The sequence below is a fragment of the Paenibacillus castaneae genome, assembly GCF_002884445.1.
In the GTDB taxonomy this organism is placed as follows: domain Bacteria; phylum Bacillota; class Bacilli; order Paenibacillales; family Paenibacillaceae; genus Pristimantibacillus; species Pristimantibacillus castaneae.
On sequence record NZ_KZ614144.1, the window covers coordinates 3,380,352 to 3,398,861 of the forward strand.

Annotated in this window: 17 protein-coding genes; 5 read left to right on the forward strand and 12 right to left on the reverse strand. The window is 43.5% G+C overall.

Annotated features, from left to right (window positions below):
* Position 1: 1 nt before the first annotated feature.
* Both CEF13_RS15220 and CEF13_RS15225 read right to left on the reverse strand, forming a co-directional pair.
* Complete coding sequence (locus tag CEF13_RS15220) at positions 2-835, reverse strand: FAD binding domain-containing protein (protein WP_102711639.1); 834 nt, start codon at positions 833-835, stop codon at positions 2-4.
* A complete protein-coding gene (locus tag CEF13_RS15225) occupies positions 822-3,149 on the reverse strand; it encodes a xanthine dehydrogenase family protein molybdopterin-binding subunit (protein WP_102716391.1) in 2,328 nt (775 codons plus the stop codon). The genes CEF13_RS15220 and CEF13_RS15225 overlap by 14 nt, the downstream gene beginning before the upstream one ends.
* A 365-nt stretch (positions 3,150-3,514) precedes the next feature.
* Here CEF13_RS15225 and CEF13_RS15230 point away from each other — a divergent pair, with 365 nt between their 5' ends.
* Positions 3,515-4,306 (forward strand): serine hydrolase domain-containing protein, encoded by a 792-nt coding sequence (locus tag CEF13_RS15230; protein ID WP_342352594.1) that lies wholly within the window; start codon positions 3,515-3,517, stop codon positions 4,304-4,306.
* A gap of 279 nt (positions 4,307-4,585) precedes the next feature.
* Here CEF13_RS15230 and CEF13_RS15235 read toward each other — a convergent pair whose 3' ends face one another.
* On the reverse strand, positions 4,586-5,509 hold the full coding sequence (locus CEF13_RS15235; RefSeq protein ID WP_102711643.1) for a DMT family transporter: 924 nt from the start codon (positions 5,507-5,509) through the stop codon (positions 4,586-4,588).
* A 130-nt stretch (positions 5,510-5,639) separates the two neighbouring features.
* On the opposite strand from CEF13_RS15235, the gene CEF13_RS15240 reads away from it, so the two are divergent.
* Positions 5,640-6,992: an aminotransferase-like domain-containing protein gene (locus tag CEF13_RS15240; RefSeq protein ID WP_102711645.1), complete on the forward strand. Its 1,353-nt coding sequence runs from the start codon at positions 5,640-5,642 to the stop codon at positions 6,990-6,992.
* A gap of 122 nt (positions 6,993-7,114) precedes the next feature.
* Here CEF13_RS15240 and CEF13_RS15245 read toward each other — a convergent pair whose 3' ends face one another.
* A complete protein-coding gene (locus CEF13_RS15245) occupies positions 7,115-7,432 on the reverse strand; it encodes a Dabb family protein (RefSeq protein ID WP_102711647.1) in 318 nt (105 codons plus the stop codon).
* Between the two features lie 40 nt (positions 7,433-7,472).
* Entirely contained in the window at positions 7,473-8,576 is a 1,104-nt protein-coding gene (locus tag CEF13_RS15250; protein ID WP_102711649.1) for a glycoside hydrolase family 172 protein, read from the reverse strand.
* 119 nt (positions 8,577-8,695) lie between these two features.
* Here CEF13_RS15250 and CEF13_RS15255 point away from each other — a divergent pair, with 119 nt between their 5' ends.
* Entirely contained in the window at positions 8,696-9,565 is an 870-nt protein-coding gene (locus tag CEF13_RS15255; protein ID WP_102711651.1) for a helix-turn-helix domain-containing protein, read from the forward strand.
* Between the two features lie 222 nt (positions 9,566-9,787).
* A complete protein-coding gene (locus CEF13_RS15260) occupies positions 9,788-11,923 on the forward strand; it encodes a fibronectin type III domain-containing protein (RefSeq protein WP_102711653.1) in 2,136 nt (711 codons plus the stop codon).
* 199 nt (positions 11,924-12,122) lie between these two features.
* Here the strand turns inward: CEF13_RS15260 and CEF13_RS15265 are convergent, their stop codons facing one another.
* From CEF13_RS15265 to CEF13_RS15285, 5 genes are all read right to left on the reverse strand, one after another.
* A complete protein-coding gene (locus tag CEF13_RS15265; protein WP_102711655.1) occupies positions 12,123-12,866 on the reverse strand; it encodes an anti-sigma factor in 744 nt (247 codons plus the stop codon).
* Positions 12,867-13,436 (reverse strand): RNA polymerase sigma factor, encoded by a 570-nt coding sequence (locus CEF13_RS15270; protein ID WP_102711657.1) that lies wholly within the window; start codon positions 13,434-13,436, stop codon positions 12,867-12,869.
* A gap of 95 nt (positions 13,437-13,531) precedes the next feature.
* Positions 13,532-14,059 carry a plastocyanin/azurin family copper-binding protein gene (locus tag CEF13_RS15275; RefSeq protein ID WP_166742953.1) on the reverse strand — a complete coding sequence of 176 codons (528 nt, stop codon included), beginning with the start codon at positions 14,057-14,059 and terminating at the stop codon, positions 13,532-13,534.
* Between the two features lie 91 nt (positions 14,060-14,150).
* Positions 14,151-15,752: a plastocyanin/azurin family copper-binding protein gene (locus tag CEF13_RS15280; RefSeq protein WP_102711661.1), complete on the reverse strand. Its 1,602-nt coding sequence runs from the start codon at positions 15,750-15,752 to the stop codon at positions 14,151-14,153.
* A gap of 124 nt (positions 15,753-15,876) precedes the next feature.
* Positions 15,877-16,755, reverse strand: coding sequence for a helix-turn-helix domain-containing protein (locus CEF13_RS15285; protein ID WP_244917082.1), 879 nt, complete (start codon positions 16,753-16,755; stop codon positions 15,877-15,879).
* Positions 16,756-16,921: 166 nt separating this feature from the next.
* Here CEF13_RS15285 and CEF13_RS15290 point away from each other — a divergent pair, with 166 nt between their 5' ends.
* Positions 16,922-17,752, forward strand: a complete 831-nt coding sequence (locus CEF13_RS15290; RefSeq protein ID WP_243864871.1) for a phytanoyl-CoA dioxygenase family protein — start codon at positions 16,922-16,924, stop codon at positions 17,750-17,752.
* 145 nt (positions 17,753-17,897) lie between these two features.
* Here CEF13_RS15290 and CEF13_RS15295 read toward each other — a convergent pair whose 3' ends face one another.
* Both CEF13_RS15295 and CEF13_RS28540 read right to left on the reverse strand, forming a co-directional pair.
* The gene (locus CEF13_RS15295; protein WP_102711667.1) at positions 17,898-18,350 is read right to left on the reverse strand and encodes a GNAT family N-acetyltransferase; all 453 of its coding nucleotides are present in this window, start codon (positions 18,348-18,350) and stop codon (positions 17,898-17,900) included.
* Positions 18,351-18,509 (reverse strand): VOC family protein, encoded by a 159-nt coding sequence (locus tag CEF13_RS28540; RefSeq protein ID WP_146022720.1) that lies wholly within the window; start codon positions 18,507-18,509, stop codon positions 18,351-18,353.
* Position 18,510: the final 1 nt, after the last annotated feature.

An 18,510-nucleotide genomic window follows, 5' to 3' on the forward strand; every position in this document is an offset into this window, starting at 1 on the left:
TTCACCTTCTTTCCAATATATGTATGGTGTCAGCCATCGTTTGTTTAAGCACAAATTTTCGGTAAGGAGCGGAACCTTCAGTATTATGTATTATTGAACCAGGAAGCTTACTGATCGCCTGCTCGATTCTTGCTGCCAGTGGTATTGAGGAGGAGTTCAACACTTGATCGATTTCAATGGATCGAAACGGGAATGAGCATACGCCGCTGTATGCTGTATGAATCTGATTATCTTGTTTTAGAGCAGCAACTGTTACCAGAGGATAGCCAACGTTACCTATTTGCCGTTTCTTGTAATGAACGAATGGCAGCGATAAATAGTACTGGTCCGTAAAGGTCTGTACAAGAAATTCTCCATTTTCCAATCTCAATTGTTGTAAGAAAACTTGGTGAATCGAAACTTCTCTTATCCCGTGTATTCCTGCTATAATCATACGACTGTTTGCCAACAGAAGTGGGAGCACGGCTTCCCGATAATAAATTTTGCCGCAAATGTTTCCGCCAAGCGTGATCTTATTTCGAGCTGTTTGGTCGGCAACTCCTTGTGCCGTTTGGCTGAGCAGCGGAAACGGGTTCGCCTCGGATAAAGCCGATAACGTGACACAAGCTCCGATAACCAGCTTATCCTTCTGTATACCCATTACACTGCACTCCGGAATGGAATTCAAATTGATGACAGCACCCGGCTGAATGGAGTTTGTTCGAGCCCATGTGATGATCTCCGTCCCTCCTGCGTAATACACCGGTTTCTTCCCTTGATTTTGCAATAACTGAAATAATTCTACAGCCATATGAACGGAAGAAGGTTTATAGTATTCAAAGTCAAACGGAATCATAGATCGTCCTCCAGATCATTTCCGGTGTCAAAGGCAAATGATTAAGCTCTACTCCAGCAGCGATGCTCAGGCTATTCGCCAGTGCTGCTGGCATACCAATCAAGCCATGCTCACCAATTCCGCGTAAGCCGAAAGGCGCTTCCACATGAGGCGTTTCAACGAAATCAACGAAGTACTCTGGTTGCTCTCCATAACGAATCAATTTATAGGTTCTAAATTGCGGATTTAATATAGCGCCTTTATCATTGAATATAAAAGCTTCCCGGCTGGCAAAACTTAACCCCATGCTCATAGCACCCGTTATTTGGCTGCGGGCAAATTGGGGATTGATCACCTTGCCGGCATCGATAACGGTTACCGCTTTAATGATTTTGTACGTATATTCTCTCGTATTCAATTCCACTTCTACCGCTTGAGCACCAACCGTCCATTCCGGACCTGGATTTCCTTCACCCGTTTCAGGATCTAATAATGTTAAATTACGCATCGCATAGCTCCCGCGCCCAATGATTTGACCACCGATCGTGTTTCCGTTTGGATATTTGTAGCCGTAAGCGATTTTTTCAATTTCTATCCCCACAGCAGGGCGATCAATAATGAAAACCTTACCATTTCCGACATCCAATTCTTCCGGCGAACATTGCAATACGATTGCAGCTATGTTTTTCAACTGTACGATGGCATCGTCGGCCGCATTTAGTAACGCATTGCCAACTAAAAATGTGCTGCGGCTCGCTACCGTTTTCCATTGATAGGGATCGGTCTCGGTGTTGACTTCCATAGTAATATTTATCATCCGCTCCTCCATGCGTAACCGTTCAGCCAACAGTTGAGTCAGCGCCGTCCTTGTGCCTTGACCGATTTCTACTGCACCACAGAGCAGATTAACGCTTCCATCAGGATTAAATAGGATAGCAGCTCCAGCCCCAGCGTCTGTGGGCGTATTCGAGTTTTTCCAGAAGCAGCATACCCCTGTCGCTTTGATAAGATGGCCTTTGGTTTCACGGAGAGAGAGTTCGTCCCAATGAATTAATGTTTTTAATTTTGCAATGCACATAGGTAGATCACCCAGATTACTTCTATCCAGTAAAGTTTGTGTTGGTGTCGTATCCCCCGGCCCAATCGCATTAAAAAAACGAAATTCCAAAGGATCCATGCCTACCCGAGTCGCCAATAAATCCATTGCTCTTTCTATAGCTAACGTCAGTTCCGGATGGCCGAATCCTCGAAAAGAAGTGGAATATGGTTTGTTCGTATACATGCATAAAGAGTCGCAATGAACATTATCAATGCGATATGGCCCCGTACAATCTACGGCTCCAGATCGGCTCATAACTGCACCTCGATCCGAATATGCTCCGCCATCATACAGATGCAAAATTTCGGCTGCCATCATTTTACCTTCAAGAGAGCAGCCAAGCTTGATCTTGGCATGCAAACCGATATGGACAGGAGAAGAGATCATGTCGACTTCTCTGGAATTAACCAAATTCACTGCTCTTCCACCAACCGCACGGGAAGCCAGAAAAGCAAGAAATTCCATCTGAATCGCGGATTTTCCGCCAAAACTACCTCCAACCATAGGCGTGTGAACGATCACTTTATGAAGCGGAATCTGAAACGACTGGCTGATTGCTCTTCGGATAACAAAGGGCGATTGTGAAGCGGAATGGATGATTACTCTTCCGTCGGGTAATACTTGTGCCGAACAGCAGCGCATTTCAATCGCAGCATGATCCGATTGAGGTGAAGTAACCTCGACTTCAATGGTATGATCGCTATTCTTCCATCCTTCTTCCATATTCCCCTTGCGTATTTTCGTTCGATTAGCGATATTCGTTCCCGGCTCCGGGTAAACATCTTCGTGCCGCTTATACTCAGCAAGATGCTCATGTATGAGCGGAGCATTTTTCTGAAGAGCATCGCTTGGAGAGAGGACAACGGGTAAAAGTTCGTATTCCACTTTAATTTGGAGAGCCGCCATTTCTGCAATATATTCTTGTTCCGCGACAATAAGAGCGATGGGCTCACCATAATATCTCACTTTATCAATTGCGATGGGTGGCCGGTCTGCCAGTGGCGACCCGGTCAAAATCGGAGCATTTTGTCCTGTTATGATCGCCTTTACACCCTGAATTTTCATGGCATCGGACGAATCGATTGATTTTATTTTTGCGTGAGCATGTTGGCTTATAGCTATTTTGGCATGCAATAGTCCCGGTTCTCCTGAAGTATCATTAATATATTTGGTTGTTCCTGTAACTTTCTCCCATGTTTCCTTTCGGGGAATGCTTTTCCCAATCGACTGTCGGATCTTGACCCCCTCCTTATTTCCAAGTGATCTTGCGACGATCAATTCTTCTTAGCCTATTTATATACAGGACTTGTTGTCCGTATTATTTAAATTATTCAATGATCTTCCACCCCAATGAACTTGATCCCCTTCTTTCTTTGAGCTATTCTTAATTTACTTTTGCACATAACGAAAATAGAGGAATTGATTGCATGAACCTAACTGAACTAACATTAGCCATTGAACCCATAGACTTGAGAAGCTGCCTGATCAGCCAAAGCGACCAAATACTGTTTGAGGATTATAGGGATCCATACATTCCGGTAGAAACTGCCAAAATAAACTCCTGCACCAAAAGCTTTCTGTCGGCTCTTGTTTGTATCGCCATGGATAAAGGGATCTTACCGGAGCCACACACTCCGATTACCGAGTTTTTCCCGCGGCTTCTTGCGGATCCCGATCCCCTGAAAAGGCAAATCACGCTGGAGCATCTCTTGACGATGACATCTGGGATCGAATGGACCGAGTTCGGCGGGCAAAAGTCGTTTCCGCGCATGACACGATCCGGCGATTGGGTTGATTTTGTGTTGAAGCAACCAATGTCCGTCGCTCCGGGAACCCGGATGGAGTACAATTCCGGAGTATCCCAGCTGCTGTCCTCTATTCTCGTACAGGCATCCGGCATGCCCACTGCCCGCTTTGCCGAGGCGGAGCTGTTTTCCCCGCTTGGGATCGATGACTATAAATGGGAAGCTGATCCCCAAGGAATCCATACCGGGGGATACGGCTTGTGGCTGCGCCCTACGGATATGCTCAGGTTCGGGCAGCTGTACCTGCAGAAAGGACGGTGGGAGCAGCGACAGTTGATTTCCAGGGAACGAGTAATCCGTTCCGTACAACCCGCTATTCCCGTCAGTTCGTCGAATGGATGTTTTTATGGCTGGCATTGGTGGACGGAAACGTTCGGCGAGGATAAGATTGAAGACCAGGGCAGTTCCTCACCGCCGCCTTCTTTTGACTACTTTTACGCCAGAGGATATGCTGGACAGTTCATTTATATTATTCCCGTCTTGGATATCGTTGTGGTACTCACTGACGATAAACGGAAAAAGGATCGGCATCCCTCAAATGTGTTCCGTGATTTTATCGCGCCTTTGCTGCTCAAGGCTTTGAAATAAGCTGCATTAAATACTCATCGATCCTAGAACGGTCCATTCAACGCGACTTAATTTCCGATCGTTCGTTTCTAGGTGTAATATTAATATCCCATTTTGTAAATCATCTCTCTGAAGTAATTTGGCACTACAATCTACTGTCCGTTTGTTTAACACCTTTATTTAATGATCAACCGATTGAATAACGAATTAGCTGCCTGAATTTTTCTTCCATAATTTCACTAACTCACGTAAAAAGACAGCGATTCCGCTGTCTTTACGTTTTAATTGGCATTCGTTTTCTCAGCTCGTCTTCACCCTAATTTTCCCCCTATTCGTACCTAACACTCCAGCGATTATGATAATACTGCCAATTACATGATAGATTGTTAGATCTTCATGCAAAATGAAAGCCCCTGCCGTAATAGATATTAACGTCGAGAAATTGCTAAATACACTAACTTTGGATGCTTCGAGCCTGGATAACGCAAAACTTGATAACAGCGTGGTTCCAACGGAAGAGACTACACCCAAGTAAAGTAGTGCTATCACATACATTGGATGAGTAAACGGCTGAAAAAATGTACTTATTGTACCTTCGGCTGTATGTCGGACTAGCGAAGCCGTTAAGAATACAAGAAATCCCATTCCCATCGTTATGAGGGTGAGCTCAATTGGCGCATATTTTTGGGTTAGAGGTCGGGCCAAAACACTGTAGCCAGCAAATGAAACCGCAGATAGCAACAGCAAAGAGATTCCCTCCAGAGTTGCTGCGTTCAATCCACTTCCGCCCTTCATCAGGAAGATGAACACCACGCCTGCCACAGACAACATCAGCGAGAGCTTTTGGAAAAGACTGGTCCGCTCCTTTAGAAAATAAGAAGCAAGTAACAGTGTGAAAATAGGAACTGTCGCCTGTATGATGCCAGCTTCCGATGAAGAAGCGTTTATTAATCCGTAAGTCTGAAATGCAAAGAACAAAACTGGAGATAATAGACCCAGAGGAATCATTCTCCAAATATCGCGTACAGTAAACCGGATATGAACCCAACCAAACAGAAACGGTATGGAAACAGCAACCAATCCTATAAAAAATCGATGTGCAAGTACATCCAGGGGATGAGCAGCGACGACCGTAAGTTTAACAAACAAAAATGAAAACCCAATAATAGTCGCATACGCAATAGCTGCAATGTAAGCAGCGACGTTAACTCGTTTAGCTTTCATAATCTTACCTCCTCATCTGTATCATGTATAAAGTGCTCCCTCGACATTTATTTTAAAAGGGAGTGCCTTATGCTACAATAAATGAAAAGTACATCTGTACCGATACAGACGCACATAGGAGCCGAGTTTTATGCTTAAATTTTTGCTAATTGTAAAAGAGTTAGAACAGCAAATCGATAACCATATCTATAAAGAAGGAGATAAGCTTCCTTCAATTCGTGTTCTCGCAAACCAATATAACGTAAATAAAAGCACAATAATACGTGCTTTGAATGATCTTGAACGACGTCACCTCATATATTCTGTAGCCAAAAGTGGCTATTATGTCGTCAAATCGACGATAATTCCTGATTATTTAGTGCAAGGGATCATCGATTTTGCAGCCTCTTCACCAGACTCCCGCGTTTTCCCTTACGTGGATTTTCAACATTGTGTCAACAAGGCTATTGATACCTATAAGCAGGACTTGTTCATTTACGGAACACCGCAAGGTCTGCCATCACTTCTGACTATCATGCAAAAACAATTAGCCAATTATCAGGTATTCACTAAGGTTAGTAATATTTTTATTGTCTCTGGCGTACAGCAAGCCTTATCGATTTTAGCTTCTCTCCCCTTTCCAAATGGAAAAAGAGTCATTTTAATCGAGCAGCCAGGCTATCATTTATTCATCGAGCATTTGGTGACTTATCGTGTTCCGGTTATCGGAATTCAAAGAACTTCGCGAGGCATTAACTTTGAACAATTGGAGGAGATTTTTCAAACGGGGGATATTAAATTCTTTTACACCATGCCAAGATTCCATAACCCATTAGGTTCCTCTTATCGTACGGAAGAGAAGAAGAAAATCGTCTCACTCGCGAATAAATATGATGTGTATATTGTTGAAGATGATTATCTGGCTGACTTGGAGTATGATACAAAGGCTGATCCTATGTACGCCTATGATGATAATTCACATGTCATCTATTTGAAAAGCTATTCGAAAATCATCTTTCCAGGATTAAGAATCGGTATCGCTGTGATACCCGATATACTTGTTTCCGTATTTACCCAATATAAGCGAATCCAAGATATCGATAGCTCTATGCTGTCACAAGGTGCTTTGGAAATATACTTGAAAAGCAGCATGTTTGACCGTCATAAACAAAAAATTAAGTCCTCATATGACAAAAGGTCAAAACAGCTTCATGAAGCTTTAAAACAACAATCAACTCTTAATGGCGACCTTTTCACATTCGATGTTTCTGTAAAATGCACTGTCCATACTCACATCAAATTGAACGAGAAGTTATCTGCAAATAAAGTTATTGCAAGACTGAAGAAGAAATCTATATGGATTGAACCGATTGATAAGCATTACCTTCCTTCGTTTCCACGAGATAACTTGTTGAAATTGAATGTTTCTAATGTGCATTTGGATGATATCGAGAATGGCGTAATTGAATTAATGAATGAACTTCGTCAAATTTATGAAGTATAGCGAGGCCAATGATAATCGTATACTAATAACTTTGTGAAATGAGCTAAAATGAAAAAGGCGGCTTCGCATTCAATCCTGAATGATAAGCCGCCTTTACTCATGTTCTTCCTTACGCTCTTTATTTAACTGTTTAGTTTATTCATAATTGGATAGTCAACAACGATTACGTTATCGAGTAATCCGTCCAGCAGGCTTACAAAATGTTGATGAGCTGGATGAGGACCGTAGGCAAGCAAGGATTGCTGATCCGTAAATGTAACACGCAGTCCCAAAGTGTAGCCCTGAATATTGTCCGTTTCTGTTGTTTCATTATAGCCAGCAGTCAATTCCATGATGCCTGGAACTTCTGTTTGCAAGGAATATAGAGCGTTCAGCAGTTCTTGTTCTTTACTCGTTGACAGCTTCTCTTTAAACTTAAATGATACGAGATGCTCGTACATGTTCGAATCTGCTCCTTTCTTTATGCTAGCTAGCAATAGACTACCTTGGCCATCTTTCATTTGCCGGAAGCATTGCTGGGAATGGGGCATGCGGCTCCATCTGATACCAATACGCCACGGACGAAATGTCGTCAGAGCGTTCGAAAAGCTTGGTATGGTCATGTCCGATTTGCTGTATCGTTACACGCAGGTCGCTCTCAAAACGTATCGGATCGGGCAGATGCCAGCGGTACATGCCATGCATCGGAACATTATGGCCATACCAAGGGTCAACTTCCGTCGTTTCCTTGTAAAACTTATAGCCCAAATACGGCGTGGAATACGATTCCGGTTCATTCGTTCGCGTATTGCTGAAGCACCAAGCGCCTCCCACATAATCTTCTGTACCTGTTCCACAAATCGTTGGCCAATCCTGATCGCCATCCATATAAAACTTAATCTCGCCTTCTCCCCACCAGTTTTTCTCCAATGCAGCCCATGCAAGGTATGTTCCGATATATTGCCCTGAGCCTCTGACATTGTCCAAAATAGTGTAGTCTTTGCCAATCTCGGTGACCCTTTCGCGGCGCCACTGTGCGTGGAAGTATGCAGCGTTTTCTGGAAGCTCGTCAACGAGCGTATAATTAAACGTATAGAAAAAACCATCAATGTTAGTGTCATGCTGATTTACGATTGTGATTTTCGCCGATTTCCGGAATGGCATTGGAATATAACAATTCATACCGCCCGTCGGAACGACAGTTATCGGAAGTGAATTGACGTTGGTTCTTACACCGAAGCCATTGCAGAAAAAATCGCCCAGAGGAACATCGACCGAAGGGCTCGTTTCATCATCCCAGTACATGCGGAGAATAAGATCACGCAGAACGTATTGCGCCGCATGCCCTCTACCTGTTTTGTCCGCGACGGTTATCCAGAAATGCTGAATCACGCCAGTCCCTTGAATATGTGCAAGCGTAACCTCTTCGCCCTGATTTAACGTAATGCAAGGCCTTCCTTTTCTTCCAACGCCCAAGTTGCTCGCTTCTTTGCCGCCTTGTCCCTTCTCACCATTCACATTCTCTGCTGAAATGGATCGAGTACGTGCTTTCGTGACGAGCGGAGCAGAAGATAAATCGAATCCAAGTCCGTGCTGCTGCAACATAGCAATCACCTCATGTACCATATATTGTGTATATATGAACCTATTATATAATGATAGTTATGATTATTGCTTACCTTTTATTGTTGAGATGTTTATCATAAATTGCTGAGGTGATTGGAATGCAGGTCGATAAACTATCCCCCTATATTCGTGTGGCAATGGACAGTGTGCTGGAGCCTTCTTGGAAGATTGATGAACGGGTCATTTGGGATTATGAGCTGCTCTACCTAATGGAAGGCCAACTGCTCGTAACCGTAGAAGACGAGGTTTATTACGGGAAGACTGGTGACTGCTTCTTCTTTAAGCCTGGACAACGACACTCTATTCAAAATATTGGCGGTACGCGTATTCGTCAGCCTCATGTTCATTTCGATCTGTATGTCCAAGCGGACAGCCATGAAGTAGGCGTTTCATTTAAACCTCTTCATCAGATGAATGCGAAGGAGAAGACATGGTTCCGAGAGAACGAGCTGTCTTCCTCGCCATTTCTTATGCCAACCCATTATCGGCCGGGAAACCCATTTCCCTTGGAACAATCGTTGTTCGAGCTGATTCGTGAATTTGAAACGAAACCTCCCTTTTATGAAGTCCGTATCAAAGGCTGTTTGCTTGTGATTTTGTCCCTTATGATGCGAGAGCAGTATTGGGGAGGCAAAATGAAAAACAATGGACAGATGGAGCTGCTTTCGGAGGTGCGATCCTATATCGATCATAATGTGCACCGCAGCCTCAAGCTCGATGAACTGTCTGAACGCTTCCATATCAGCAAATTTTACTTAATCCAACAGTTCAAGAACATGTTTCAGAAGACGCCTATTCAATATCATCAGCAGATCCGCATGGAAAAAGCTAAAATGATGATCCAGTTTACTTATTTACCACTGCAGGATATCGCCGATCAGCTCGGCTTTTCGAACATACATACTTTCAGCCGTGCATTCAAAGTTAATGAAGGCTGCTGCCCTTCCAAGTACCGGCAGGAAAATTAAAAGGAGGCTGCCCCTAAGCTCTCCGTTCCCGAGAAATAAATAGAATGATAAATCTATGCGGATGCCTAGGCTGGTAGTCAACAGAAACTTCCCCCCGCTCGATCGGAGGACATTCCGTATACGTTGGATAGCTTATGATTGTAATAATAAAATATTCAAAACGCGAACTTTATGGTATATTATTACTCTAAATGAATAATGAGTGTGATTAAGGAGGAGATTATGAAGACGTATCGATTAAGAATGCCGAAACTGCTCATTGTAGGCTTTTTGCTCATGCTTTTCGTTCACCAGTTTGCCTATGCGGAAGAGAGCAGAGGCACACGAGAAGCTGCTGCTTCAACAACTATTATCGGAAACGTTAGCCCGGCAGACGGAGCAAGAATTACCGAGAACTTTACGCTCATCAGCTTTGGACTCGGGATTCCACTAGCAGAAACAGGTTCGATCATTATCATGGTCGATGACCAACAACTAATAGATCCGAATTATATGCATGGTCTGGTATTTACGTACTGCTCGGATTTACAAAACGGAACTCACTCCTTAAATATTCGTGTCTTAGACCATGATAAGAAATTGTTGCAGGAATATAACGGAAGCTTTAATGTCCGGCTCTCAGTATGGGAAAACAGCGTCTTGGAAGCAGAGAATATCGAAGCGGATTCACTCCGTTTATCCTGGACGCCTGCCAAAGAGAGCATGGGTTACAGAATATATGGAAATAGCATACTTCTTGGAGAAGTTAATGGAAATATTACCACATTTGATGCAACTAATCTGAGTCCAAATACCACAAACCATTTTAAGGTGGAGGCGGAGCGCTCCGCTGGCAGTTGGACGACGGACGGCCCTGCCCTTACGGTATCAACATACCCTCAAGATCGTTTAAACCCGCTTATTGAATCAGTTTCTCCCGCTGACGGCGATAGCTTAACGACGGCTTGGTCGAAGATCACCGCCAAAGTATACGATGTGGACTCCGGCATAAATCTTAGCATGTGCATGGTCGGGGTCGACAATAAGATGGTGCCTTTCAGTTATGACGAAGCATCTGAGACGTTGACTGCAATTACTCCCAGATTACCAAGCGACACTCATTCTCTTCTAATCTTTGCCACGGATAACGATGGTAATCAAACGCAGTACAACAGCAGCTTTACCGTAACATACAATTCAGGGGCGCCGTTCCTGGAATGGATCAACATGCTTCGTGCCGCTCTTGAAGCGGGTGATCCTGCAGATTTAGAGGATGTACAAAAGCTAAGTTCTGAATTTGCAGAACTGGACGAGATAAACGACCAGTCCTTGATTGATCCGATCTGGAACAAAATCAAACTCAAGATGCCTGCATCTGTTGACCAGACTCAATTGAAAAAGAAGCTTTTTCATATCATTTTGTCGGTAGGTTCGCTCCCATACGATCAATTGGAATCCGGTTTAGAAGACATCTTGTCTGATCCCGAGTTTCTGTTGACACTAAGTACCTTAGCTGCGGCAGGTGGAGAAACGAATCTGACGATGGAGGATATTGTTTCGTTCATTTTTGGGGATGGCAATGATCTCAGAGGTATTGAAGGGCATGTTCAATATTATCTTTCGCAATTGTCAGCAATTGAATTGTTAGGTCATTTAGGCAATAATCAGAAAATGACGGACATCCTGATGCAAGCCATAACCAATCAGCTTAGTCAATCAACCTATTACAAATTAAGCAAGATTTTGAGGAATCTTAACGTCACTCCTTATGATGTTCAGTCTACAATAATGAATTTCCAGAAAAAGCTGAAATATGACGAACCAGCCGCTCATGCATGGACAGTTGCCTATATCCGATCAATAGCACAGGAATCGGTTAAACTTAGCAGCGACGGCTATCAGCGCAATTACAGTTTAAAGGTTGCCTCTGTTGACATTCCGCCGCAAGCACTGGAATGGAAGAAGGTCTCTGGAAGTTCTCTTTTCAATATCATGCCAGACGGCACCGCCTCCATTCCTGAACAGGCGAATATTGCAACCGCGGTTATTCAAGCAGCTATCGTTAACCCAAATAACGGGACGAATAAAGTTATTTTCCAGAAAGAAATGACCATTATCGCTGACAAAGATCCAACCGTAATTTTCCAGAGCATTATGTATGATTTCGAAGGCAAACTGGGTGAAGTACAAAGTAAGCTTAACGTCGCGACAACGCACAAAGAGCAAACGCAGTTGCTTATGGAATTGATGAATGCAGGAAAAGCCGCGATCAAGCAAATTAAAATGTTAAACATATCCGAAGCAATTAAAACGGATGCCAATGACACGATCATAAAGGGGATTGTACAAGCGGCAAGCAGTTTGCTGATCGTCTTCTAAGTTGCTGCGTCTGCCACTTAGACTATAAAGTGATTTGATCTTAGACCGTTTGGTACATAGACAAAAAAGGGACTGTAAATTGTAATCTAGTAAGTCCCTTTTTTCTTTTCCTCGAAAATAGGTTGGTATTCAATTCATTTCATTTCCATCATATTGCCTCCCTCGATACACATTAGCTTCCAATGAATGAGCATTTACACTATGTACCGGCATCCGTTCCGAAAGCTTTAGTCCCGCGCGGCTGATCGCCCTTCTCATTAGGTTCCAGAGTGATGCCGATGCTATCATAGGTTAATTGTTCCGACTCTATTCCCATCGCGAGCAGCCCTACTCCTTTCTCATCAACGCGGAACGTGCCTGCGCTCGTTCGAATGCCTTCTCGGAGAAGCCAAACCTGATAAGCTTCCTCGTTTTTCGTTGCTTGGGCTCCGAACACATAGACTACAAACTGCTTGCTCTTTCCATTGTCAACAATGCATGCGACGCCATACGCATGCTCCTTCTCAGTGGCTTCCGCCTTTAGCATCGTAATCTGTACAATCTCGGATGCTGGAGCAAATAAAGCATTTTCAATGGTCTCTAATCGCGTAGCCTGATTTTTAATGAAAGGATTATCCCAAAACGAGCCGCTGACAAAAATAAGCGCTGTCGCTGCTACGGCAATGGCTGGCTTCCATAGCTTTCTTTCACTCCATGCTTTATGACGTTTAGGCGCTGCTTTGGCAGCAGCCATAATTTGCTCCTTCAAATCCTCTGGAGGTTCAATTCGTTCCATATCCAAGGGAAGCTCCTCCCATATGATTTGCAATTCGGCCAGCTCTTGCTTGCAAGAATCACAATAAGTCAAATGACGATCGAATGCTTCCTTTTCCTCTTCTGAGCAAGCACTAGAAAGATAATCGAGTATGAAATCGCAATCGCTACTGTATGCTTCGTCATTCATTTAAAGATCCCCCTTTGCAGCAAGATGCCTACGCAATATTTTCAAAGTCTGATGAAGTCTGTTTTTGACCGTTCCGAGTGGCTGATCATACAGCTGTGCCAGTTCTCTTAAGCTATAGCCTTGCCAATAAAAATGCTCGATCAGCGTTTTCTGTGATTTAGATAAATGCTTACATGCCTGTTGGATTTGTTCCCGTAAGGAATGCCGTTCAACATGCGCCTCGGGTGTCAGGCCGAATGGATCAGGCAATTCATTAAATCGTCCCTCTGTTAATTGTACAAGACCGGAAGCGTCTCTTCTTTGTTTTCGGATATGATCCATCGTTATATTGCGGGTAATGGTAAGGAGCCAGCTTGTAAAACGTCCCTTATTAGGATCATATTCCGATTCTGTCGTCCATAAACGCATAAATACCGCCTGTGAAATATCTCTTGCGGCTGGCTCATCCCGAACTGCCTTTATGGCGAAGGAATACACCAAAGCGCCATACCGGTCATAAAGAACGGACAGCGCTTTATTTTTACCATTTCTAATTAGCTGCATGAGTTCTTGATCGGTAAGATTATGCATCAATTTGCGCCTCCACAACAGGCTCGTTTTTTTTATGTTATCAGAAACAGGAGCAACCTTAAACAGCTGCTCCTAACTTTTTAATACAAAATAAATTATTTTTCCTTCACTACGATTGACCCTCTCATACCAGGATGAGGAATACAATAGTAGCCGAACTCACCTGCGTCTGAGAAGGTAACCTTCTTGCTTTCATCTTGGGCAAGCAACGTAGTATCGAATTGCCCATTATCAGCAGTTGCAGAATGCTTTACCTCATCCTTATTGATAAAAGTAACGATATCACCCTGCGAAATTTCAAGCTTTTCCGGTGAGAAGGCGAAGTTCGTAATCTCAACCGTATGAACGGTTACCGCAACAGAAGGCTGACCTTTGTCTTTTATCGGCTCCTCTGTTTTGACCGGTGTTTTAGGTGTAGACTTAGGCTGAGAAGCAGTAGCCTCCGGCTGCACTTCTGTCACTTTCTCCGTTGCAGCCGGCTTCTGCACTGGGGAGGCTGCATCCATTGGGCTAGGGGATGGAGTCTTTCCTTTCCCATTACCATCATCATGTGCAGACTCATCAGCAGCGTCAGAGCTTATAGGAGCAGCTGTCATATCCAATGTATTATGGGTAGCAGTCATGTTTGCCTCCTGAGCACCGCAGCCCGATAAGAAGAGGAAAAGCAGGATCAGCATCAAACATCCATAAGTTATTTTCCGCATGTTTTCACGCTCACTTTACGATGATTTGACCAGTCATGAAAGATTTATGCGGCTCACAGAAATAATTATAAGTGCCTGGTTTATCAAAAGTTACCGTATAGGTTTCGCCTTTAGCGAGCAATGGAGAGGCGAAGGATCCATCCAATGCAACCGCATTATGCTTCATCTCGTCGTAGTTAGTGAAGATAACCTTGGAGCCTGCTTCCACAGTAAGAGCTCCATTGCCAAAGGAGTACTCTTTAATGTCAATGTTGTACGTCTTAACAGTCGGTGCGGCTGGCGTTGTTGATGCAGTCGTTCCATTAAATTTGGCCGGATCTACGATATACCAGACATCATTGACGCCCTGCCCATTCAATTCTCCATGTGCCTTATCTTTTATAAAATAATAGAGCGGGAATCCTTTGAATGAAGCTTGCTTGCTTCCATCAGGGCGGGTAATCGTTCCGATATCACTTCCTTTGATCGTAGATGGAACACTTACGCTTGATGATGAATATGCAGGCCAATTGACAAGGCAATTGCCTTCGCAAACGCTTTTTCCAGATGTATCCTTGTCAAAATAATAAAGTGCCCTGCCATAATCGTCAGTCAAATAGTTGCCCGCATCCTTCGAGGTGCCAAGCATAATCGCGTAATCCGATTTCGCCGCAAACCATACTCCCCCTAAGCCTTCACCGGTTACATCGCCAGGCTTGCTATCCTTTGCAAAATAATAGAGTGGCCAATTTTTGTAAGTTAGCTGCTTCGCGCCGTCAGCACGAGTAATAATGGCGAAGTCGGTTTTATTCAGCCATGCCGGTATTTGAAGATTCGCATCGTAATAGATCGGCCAGTTCTTCACGCAATCTCCTTGACAGGAATTAACGTTCTCCGCATCCTTCGTGAAGAAATAGAGCGCACGCCCGTTTTTATCCGTAAAATAGTTGCCGAGCTTGTCATTTTGCCCAACACCAATTCGCTCGCCTTGCGGCAATGTAGACCCGGGAGCAATGACTCCATTCGCTTGCAGCGTATCAAAGAACGGCTTTCCATTCTTCATATTGGCAGACAGCGCCTCGACAAGAGCTGTTGCTAGATGTGTATTCAGCAGCGACGTCATGCCGGCAATCTCTTTCAAGCCATGCGAAGCAGCGAATGTTTCCGATTGTTGGTATGTAAAGTCTGATCCGGATTTATAACCGAGGTTCTCCAATATTACTTTATAAAACTGCTGGGAGCTGATCGCTGCGCTTGGTTCAAAGCGATTGTTTCCCGCACCCTGCCAGCCTAGCTCCGGTTTGCTCTTCAAGTATGCCAGAATGGATTGATTGGCCTTACCCACCTGTTCCGCATCAGAAAAATTAAGTTTACCTGTGAAGGCGAGTGCTTCATTTAATTTTCCATTGAGGCGAAGTGAGATAATTGCAGCTTGCAAGCGCGTTGAGGCTTTACTCAAATAGGCGGCATCCACGCCCTTGCCGTCTCCAATAAGCAGCCCAAGCTCATTAGCCGTATCGGCATCCGACTTGATTGCGGACGACAATTCTGCAGACGCCGTTCCAAGCGGAGCGGCAATGATTGTCGTGCACATTGCAGCAATCAAAAACAGTTTCTTTAATCGTGTAAGCATTAATAATTCCTCCTTTATGGTATCTACATGTAAAGATAACGCTGCGGAGGAACGAGAGGTTTGATAAAAATAAATAATTTTTTTGTAGGCAATTTAATAACTACAATTGAGCTGCCAAAAAACATCATTGCTGCTGCAACCGATATCTCCCCGGCGAAACGCCTTTCTTACTTTTGAACACTCTCGAAAAGTGATGCACATCAGAGAAGCCACAATATGATGCAATATGCTCTTGACTCAAATCTTCTTGCTGAAGCAGTTCACAGGCATGATTTACTCGCATATCCACTAAATATTGATGAGGAGTTTTCCCGTATTGTCGCTTGAATAAATCGTTAAAGCGTGATATGGATAGGCAAGCTCTGGCAGCCATATCCTTGACGCTTATTGGCTCATTCATATGATAAGAGAAATAAGAAGTGATCCAATTCAAAGTTGTAGCGGACGTACGCATTGCAGGTTTGTCCTCTATGTAATACTCCATGATGTCGATAATGACTTTGGTCATCGACGCTTGCGCCCGAAGTTGCATAACCGGGGAATGGTACTGCCAATATTCAACGGCAGTCAAAAAAGGGTCGCGAATTTTCTGTGTTATTGCAGACGGTAGCTTAATGGGTATTGTCACTTCCAGCAGCTCATCCAGCCTTGGTTGCAATAAATTAGAATAAGAACTTATGTCAATCTGTCCTGCCCGTGTCGGAAAGCTTAGTTCACGATCAGGGTTATAGAATATATCCATGTGTACGAATGGTGTTACTGTATTCGTTATACCTTTCAACATGTTGAGAGTATTCGGCTGTATGAAACAAAAGTCTCCTCTTTCCAGAACAATCTTCTCTTCCTCTACCCAAAAATGACAAGTCCCCTCTTGTACATATACGAGCAAATAGTCAAGCAGCCGACGTACCGGCATCACCCAAGGCATTCTCGCGGCAAAATCGGACTCCCTAATATACGGAACAATAGGATGTCGAAGAATGTAATCCGATAGCTGCATCATATAGACCTCCTGAATAGAATGTTGATGATTCTATCGTAACGTTTTCTCTTCTATTTTGCAGTTGTTTTCGACAAAATTATAACTATTATAGACAATGTTATTTCTAGATGGATTTAATAAGATAAAGCTAGTCGGAAGAACTCATACTAGAAAGGGTGGAATGAAAATGAACCATTTGGTAACAGATTTAAACCTTGAATATCAGCTTGACACAGAACAAATTGAGCAATACCAACAAGATGGGCATACATTCTTGAGAAATGTAGCAACTGAGTCTGTCATACGCGAATATGAGCAGCATATTACCGATTTGGTTATGAAATTGAATCACCATGATAAACCGGTATCTGAAAGGGATACCTATGGCAAAGCCTTCATTCAAGTTGGGAACCTATGGACGATGAGCGAAGATGTGAAGCGATTCATAATGGCCAAACGATTCGCGAAGATAGCAGCAGATCTAATGGGGGTAGACGGTGTACGAATCTACCATGATCAGGCTTTATTCAAAGAACCCGGCGGGGGTCATACCCCTTGGCATCAGGACCAGATCTATTGGCCACTGGATACGAACAATACAATTACGATGTGGATGCCGCTTGTGCCGGTTCCTCAAGAGGTGGGAACTATGACCTTTGCGAGTGGAACGCACATGCAAGGGTATGTAAGCAGGCAAGAAATTTCAGACGAATCGCATCGTACATTAGGTCAATATATTGAAGGTAAGAATATTTCTCAAGTCAACTACGGTGCGATGGCCGCTGGAGATGCTACCTTCCATGCCGGCTGGACCATGCACTGCGCACCGGGCAACCCAACAGATCATATGCGAAAAGTGATGACGGTCATCTATATTGCGGATGGCGTCCGTATTGCACAGCCAGACAGCAAAGCGAAAGAAAACGATTTGAAACATTGGTTTCCTGACTGTAAACCTGGTGATCTTGCAGCGAGTATTCTTAACCCCCTTGTTTACAAGAGATATGAGAAGCACTAAGCATTCATGTAAGTCTCTTCTAATGACATTGGGCTACAGACAGCTTCAATAAGCTAAACTCCACTGAGCTTCAGCATAAGCATAACAAAAAGACTGCCATGTCATACACGACAATGGCAGTCTTTTTGTTTAGAATCGTTACCATTTAGTTCGACGGCAACAGAAGAAAATGGCAGTCATTTTCCGAATCAATATTAACCATAAAACCAATTGAGCGATAAAATGTATCTGCAATAGGGTTATCCGTCTTTAGTACAAGCATTTTATAGTTTTTTCTAGCTTCTTCAATTACAGAATCCATTAACATTCGCCCTATGCCAAATCGACGTACCCTTTGGGAAACATAAAGCCGACGAACACGACCGACTTCTTTCCTCACATTGAGGTCTTGATTTAATCCACAAACTCCAACAACATCATTACCCTGATAAGCGATAAAGAGTGCTTCCCCATCCTTATCGAATTTATTAACTCCCGATTCAAAATCGTTTACTAACCGTTTAATATGTCGAAATCCTTCACCAGCACTTTCTTCAACCAACCGATTTAATTTTTGAGTATCCAGTTGTTTAACTTTTAGAATAATGATTTCATTCACTTAAACCATCTCCTCCCAAATATCCAGCATATTGCCGTCTGGATCAAATAATTGAAATTGCCGCCCGTATGCTTCCCTGTCCTCGATTGGAGCGCCAGCTTTCGATAAACGTGCATACAACTCCTCAATACAATCCGTTTCAAAACGAAGAGCAAACATT

Bases quoted from the DNA above. Each gene is read 5' to 3' on its own strand.
- CEF13_RS15220 (WP_102711639.1), bottom strand. From the start codon at position 835: ATGATTCCGTTTGACTTTGAATACTATAAACCTTCTTCCGTTCATATG.
- CEF13_RS15230 (WP_342352594.1), top strand. From the start codon at position 3,515: ATGGATAAAGGGATCTTACCGGAGCCACACACTCCGATTACCGAGTTT.
- CEF13_RS15235 (WP_102711643.1), bottom strand. From the start codon at position 5,509: ATGAAAGCTAAACGAGTTAACGTCGCTGCTTACATTGCAGCTATTGCG.
- CEF13_RS15240 (WP_102711645.1), top strand. From the start codon at position 5,640: ATGCTTAAATTTTTGCTAATTGTAAAAGAGTTAGAACAGCAAATCGAT.
- CEF13_RS15245 (WP_102711647.1), bottom strand. From the start codon at position 7,432: ATGTACGAGCATCTCGTATCATTTAAGTTTAAAGAGAAGCTGTCAACG.
- CEF13_RS15250 (WP_102711649.1), bottom strand. From the start codon at position 8,576: ATGTTGCAGCAGCACGGACTTGGATTCGATTTATCTTCTGCTCCGCTC.
- CEF13_RS15255 (WP_102711651.1), top strand. From the start codon at position 8,696: ATGCAGGTCGATAAACTATCCCCCTATATTCGTGTGGCAATGGACAGT.
- CEF13_RS15260 (WP_102711653.1), top strand. From the start codon at position 9,788: ATGAAGACGTATCGATTAAGAATGCCGAAACTGCTCATTGTAGGCTTT.
- CEF13_RS15265 (WP_102711655.1), bottom strand. From the start codon at position 12,866: ATGAATGACGAAGCATACAGTAGCGATTGCGATTTCATACTCGATTAT.
- CEF13_RS15270 (WP_102711657.1), bottom strand. From the start codon at position 13,436: ATGCATAATCTTACCGATCAAGAACTCATGCAGCTAATTAGAAATGGT.
- CEF13_RS15275 (WP_166742953.1), bottom strand. From the start codon at position 14,059: ATGACTGCTACCCATAATACATTGGATATGACAGCTGCTCCTATAAGC.
- CEF13_RS15280 (WP_102711661.1), bottom strand. From the start codon at position 15,752: ATGCTTACACGATTAAAGAAACTGTTTTTGATTGCTGCAATGTGCACG.
- CEF13_RS15285 (WP_244917082.1), bottom strand. From the start codon at position 16,755: ATGATGCAGCTATCGGATTACATTCTTCGACATCCTATTGTTCCGTAT.
- CEF13_RS15290 (WP_243864871.1), top strand. From the start codon at position 16,922: ATGAACCATTTGGTAACAGATTTAAACCTTGAATATCAGCTTGACACA.
- CEF13_RS28540 (WP_146022720.1), bottom strand. From the start codon at position 18,509: ATGTTTGCTCTTCGTTTTGAAACGGATTGTATTGAGGAGTTGTATGCA.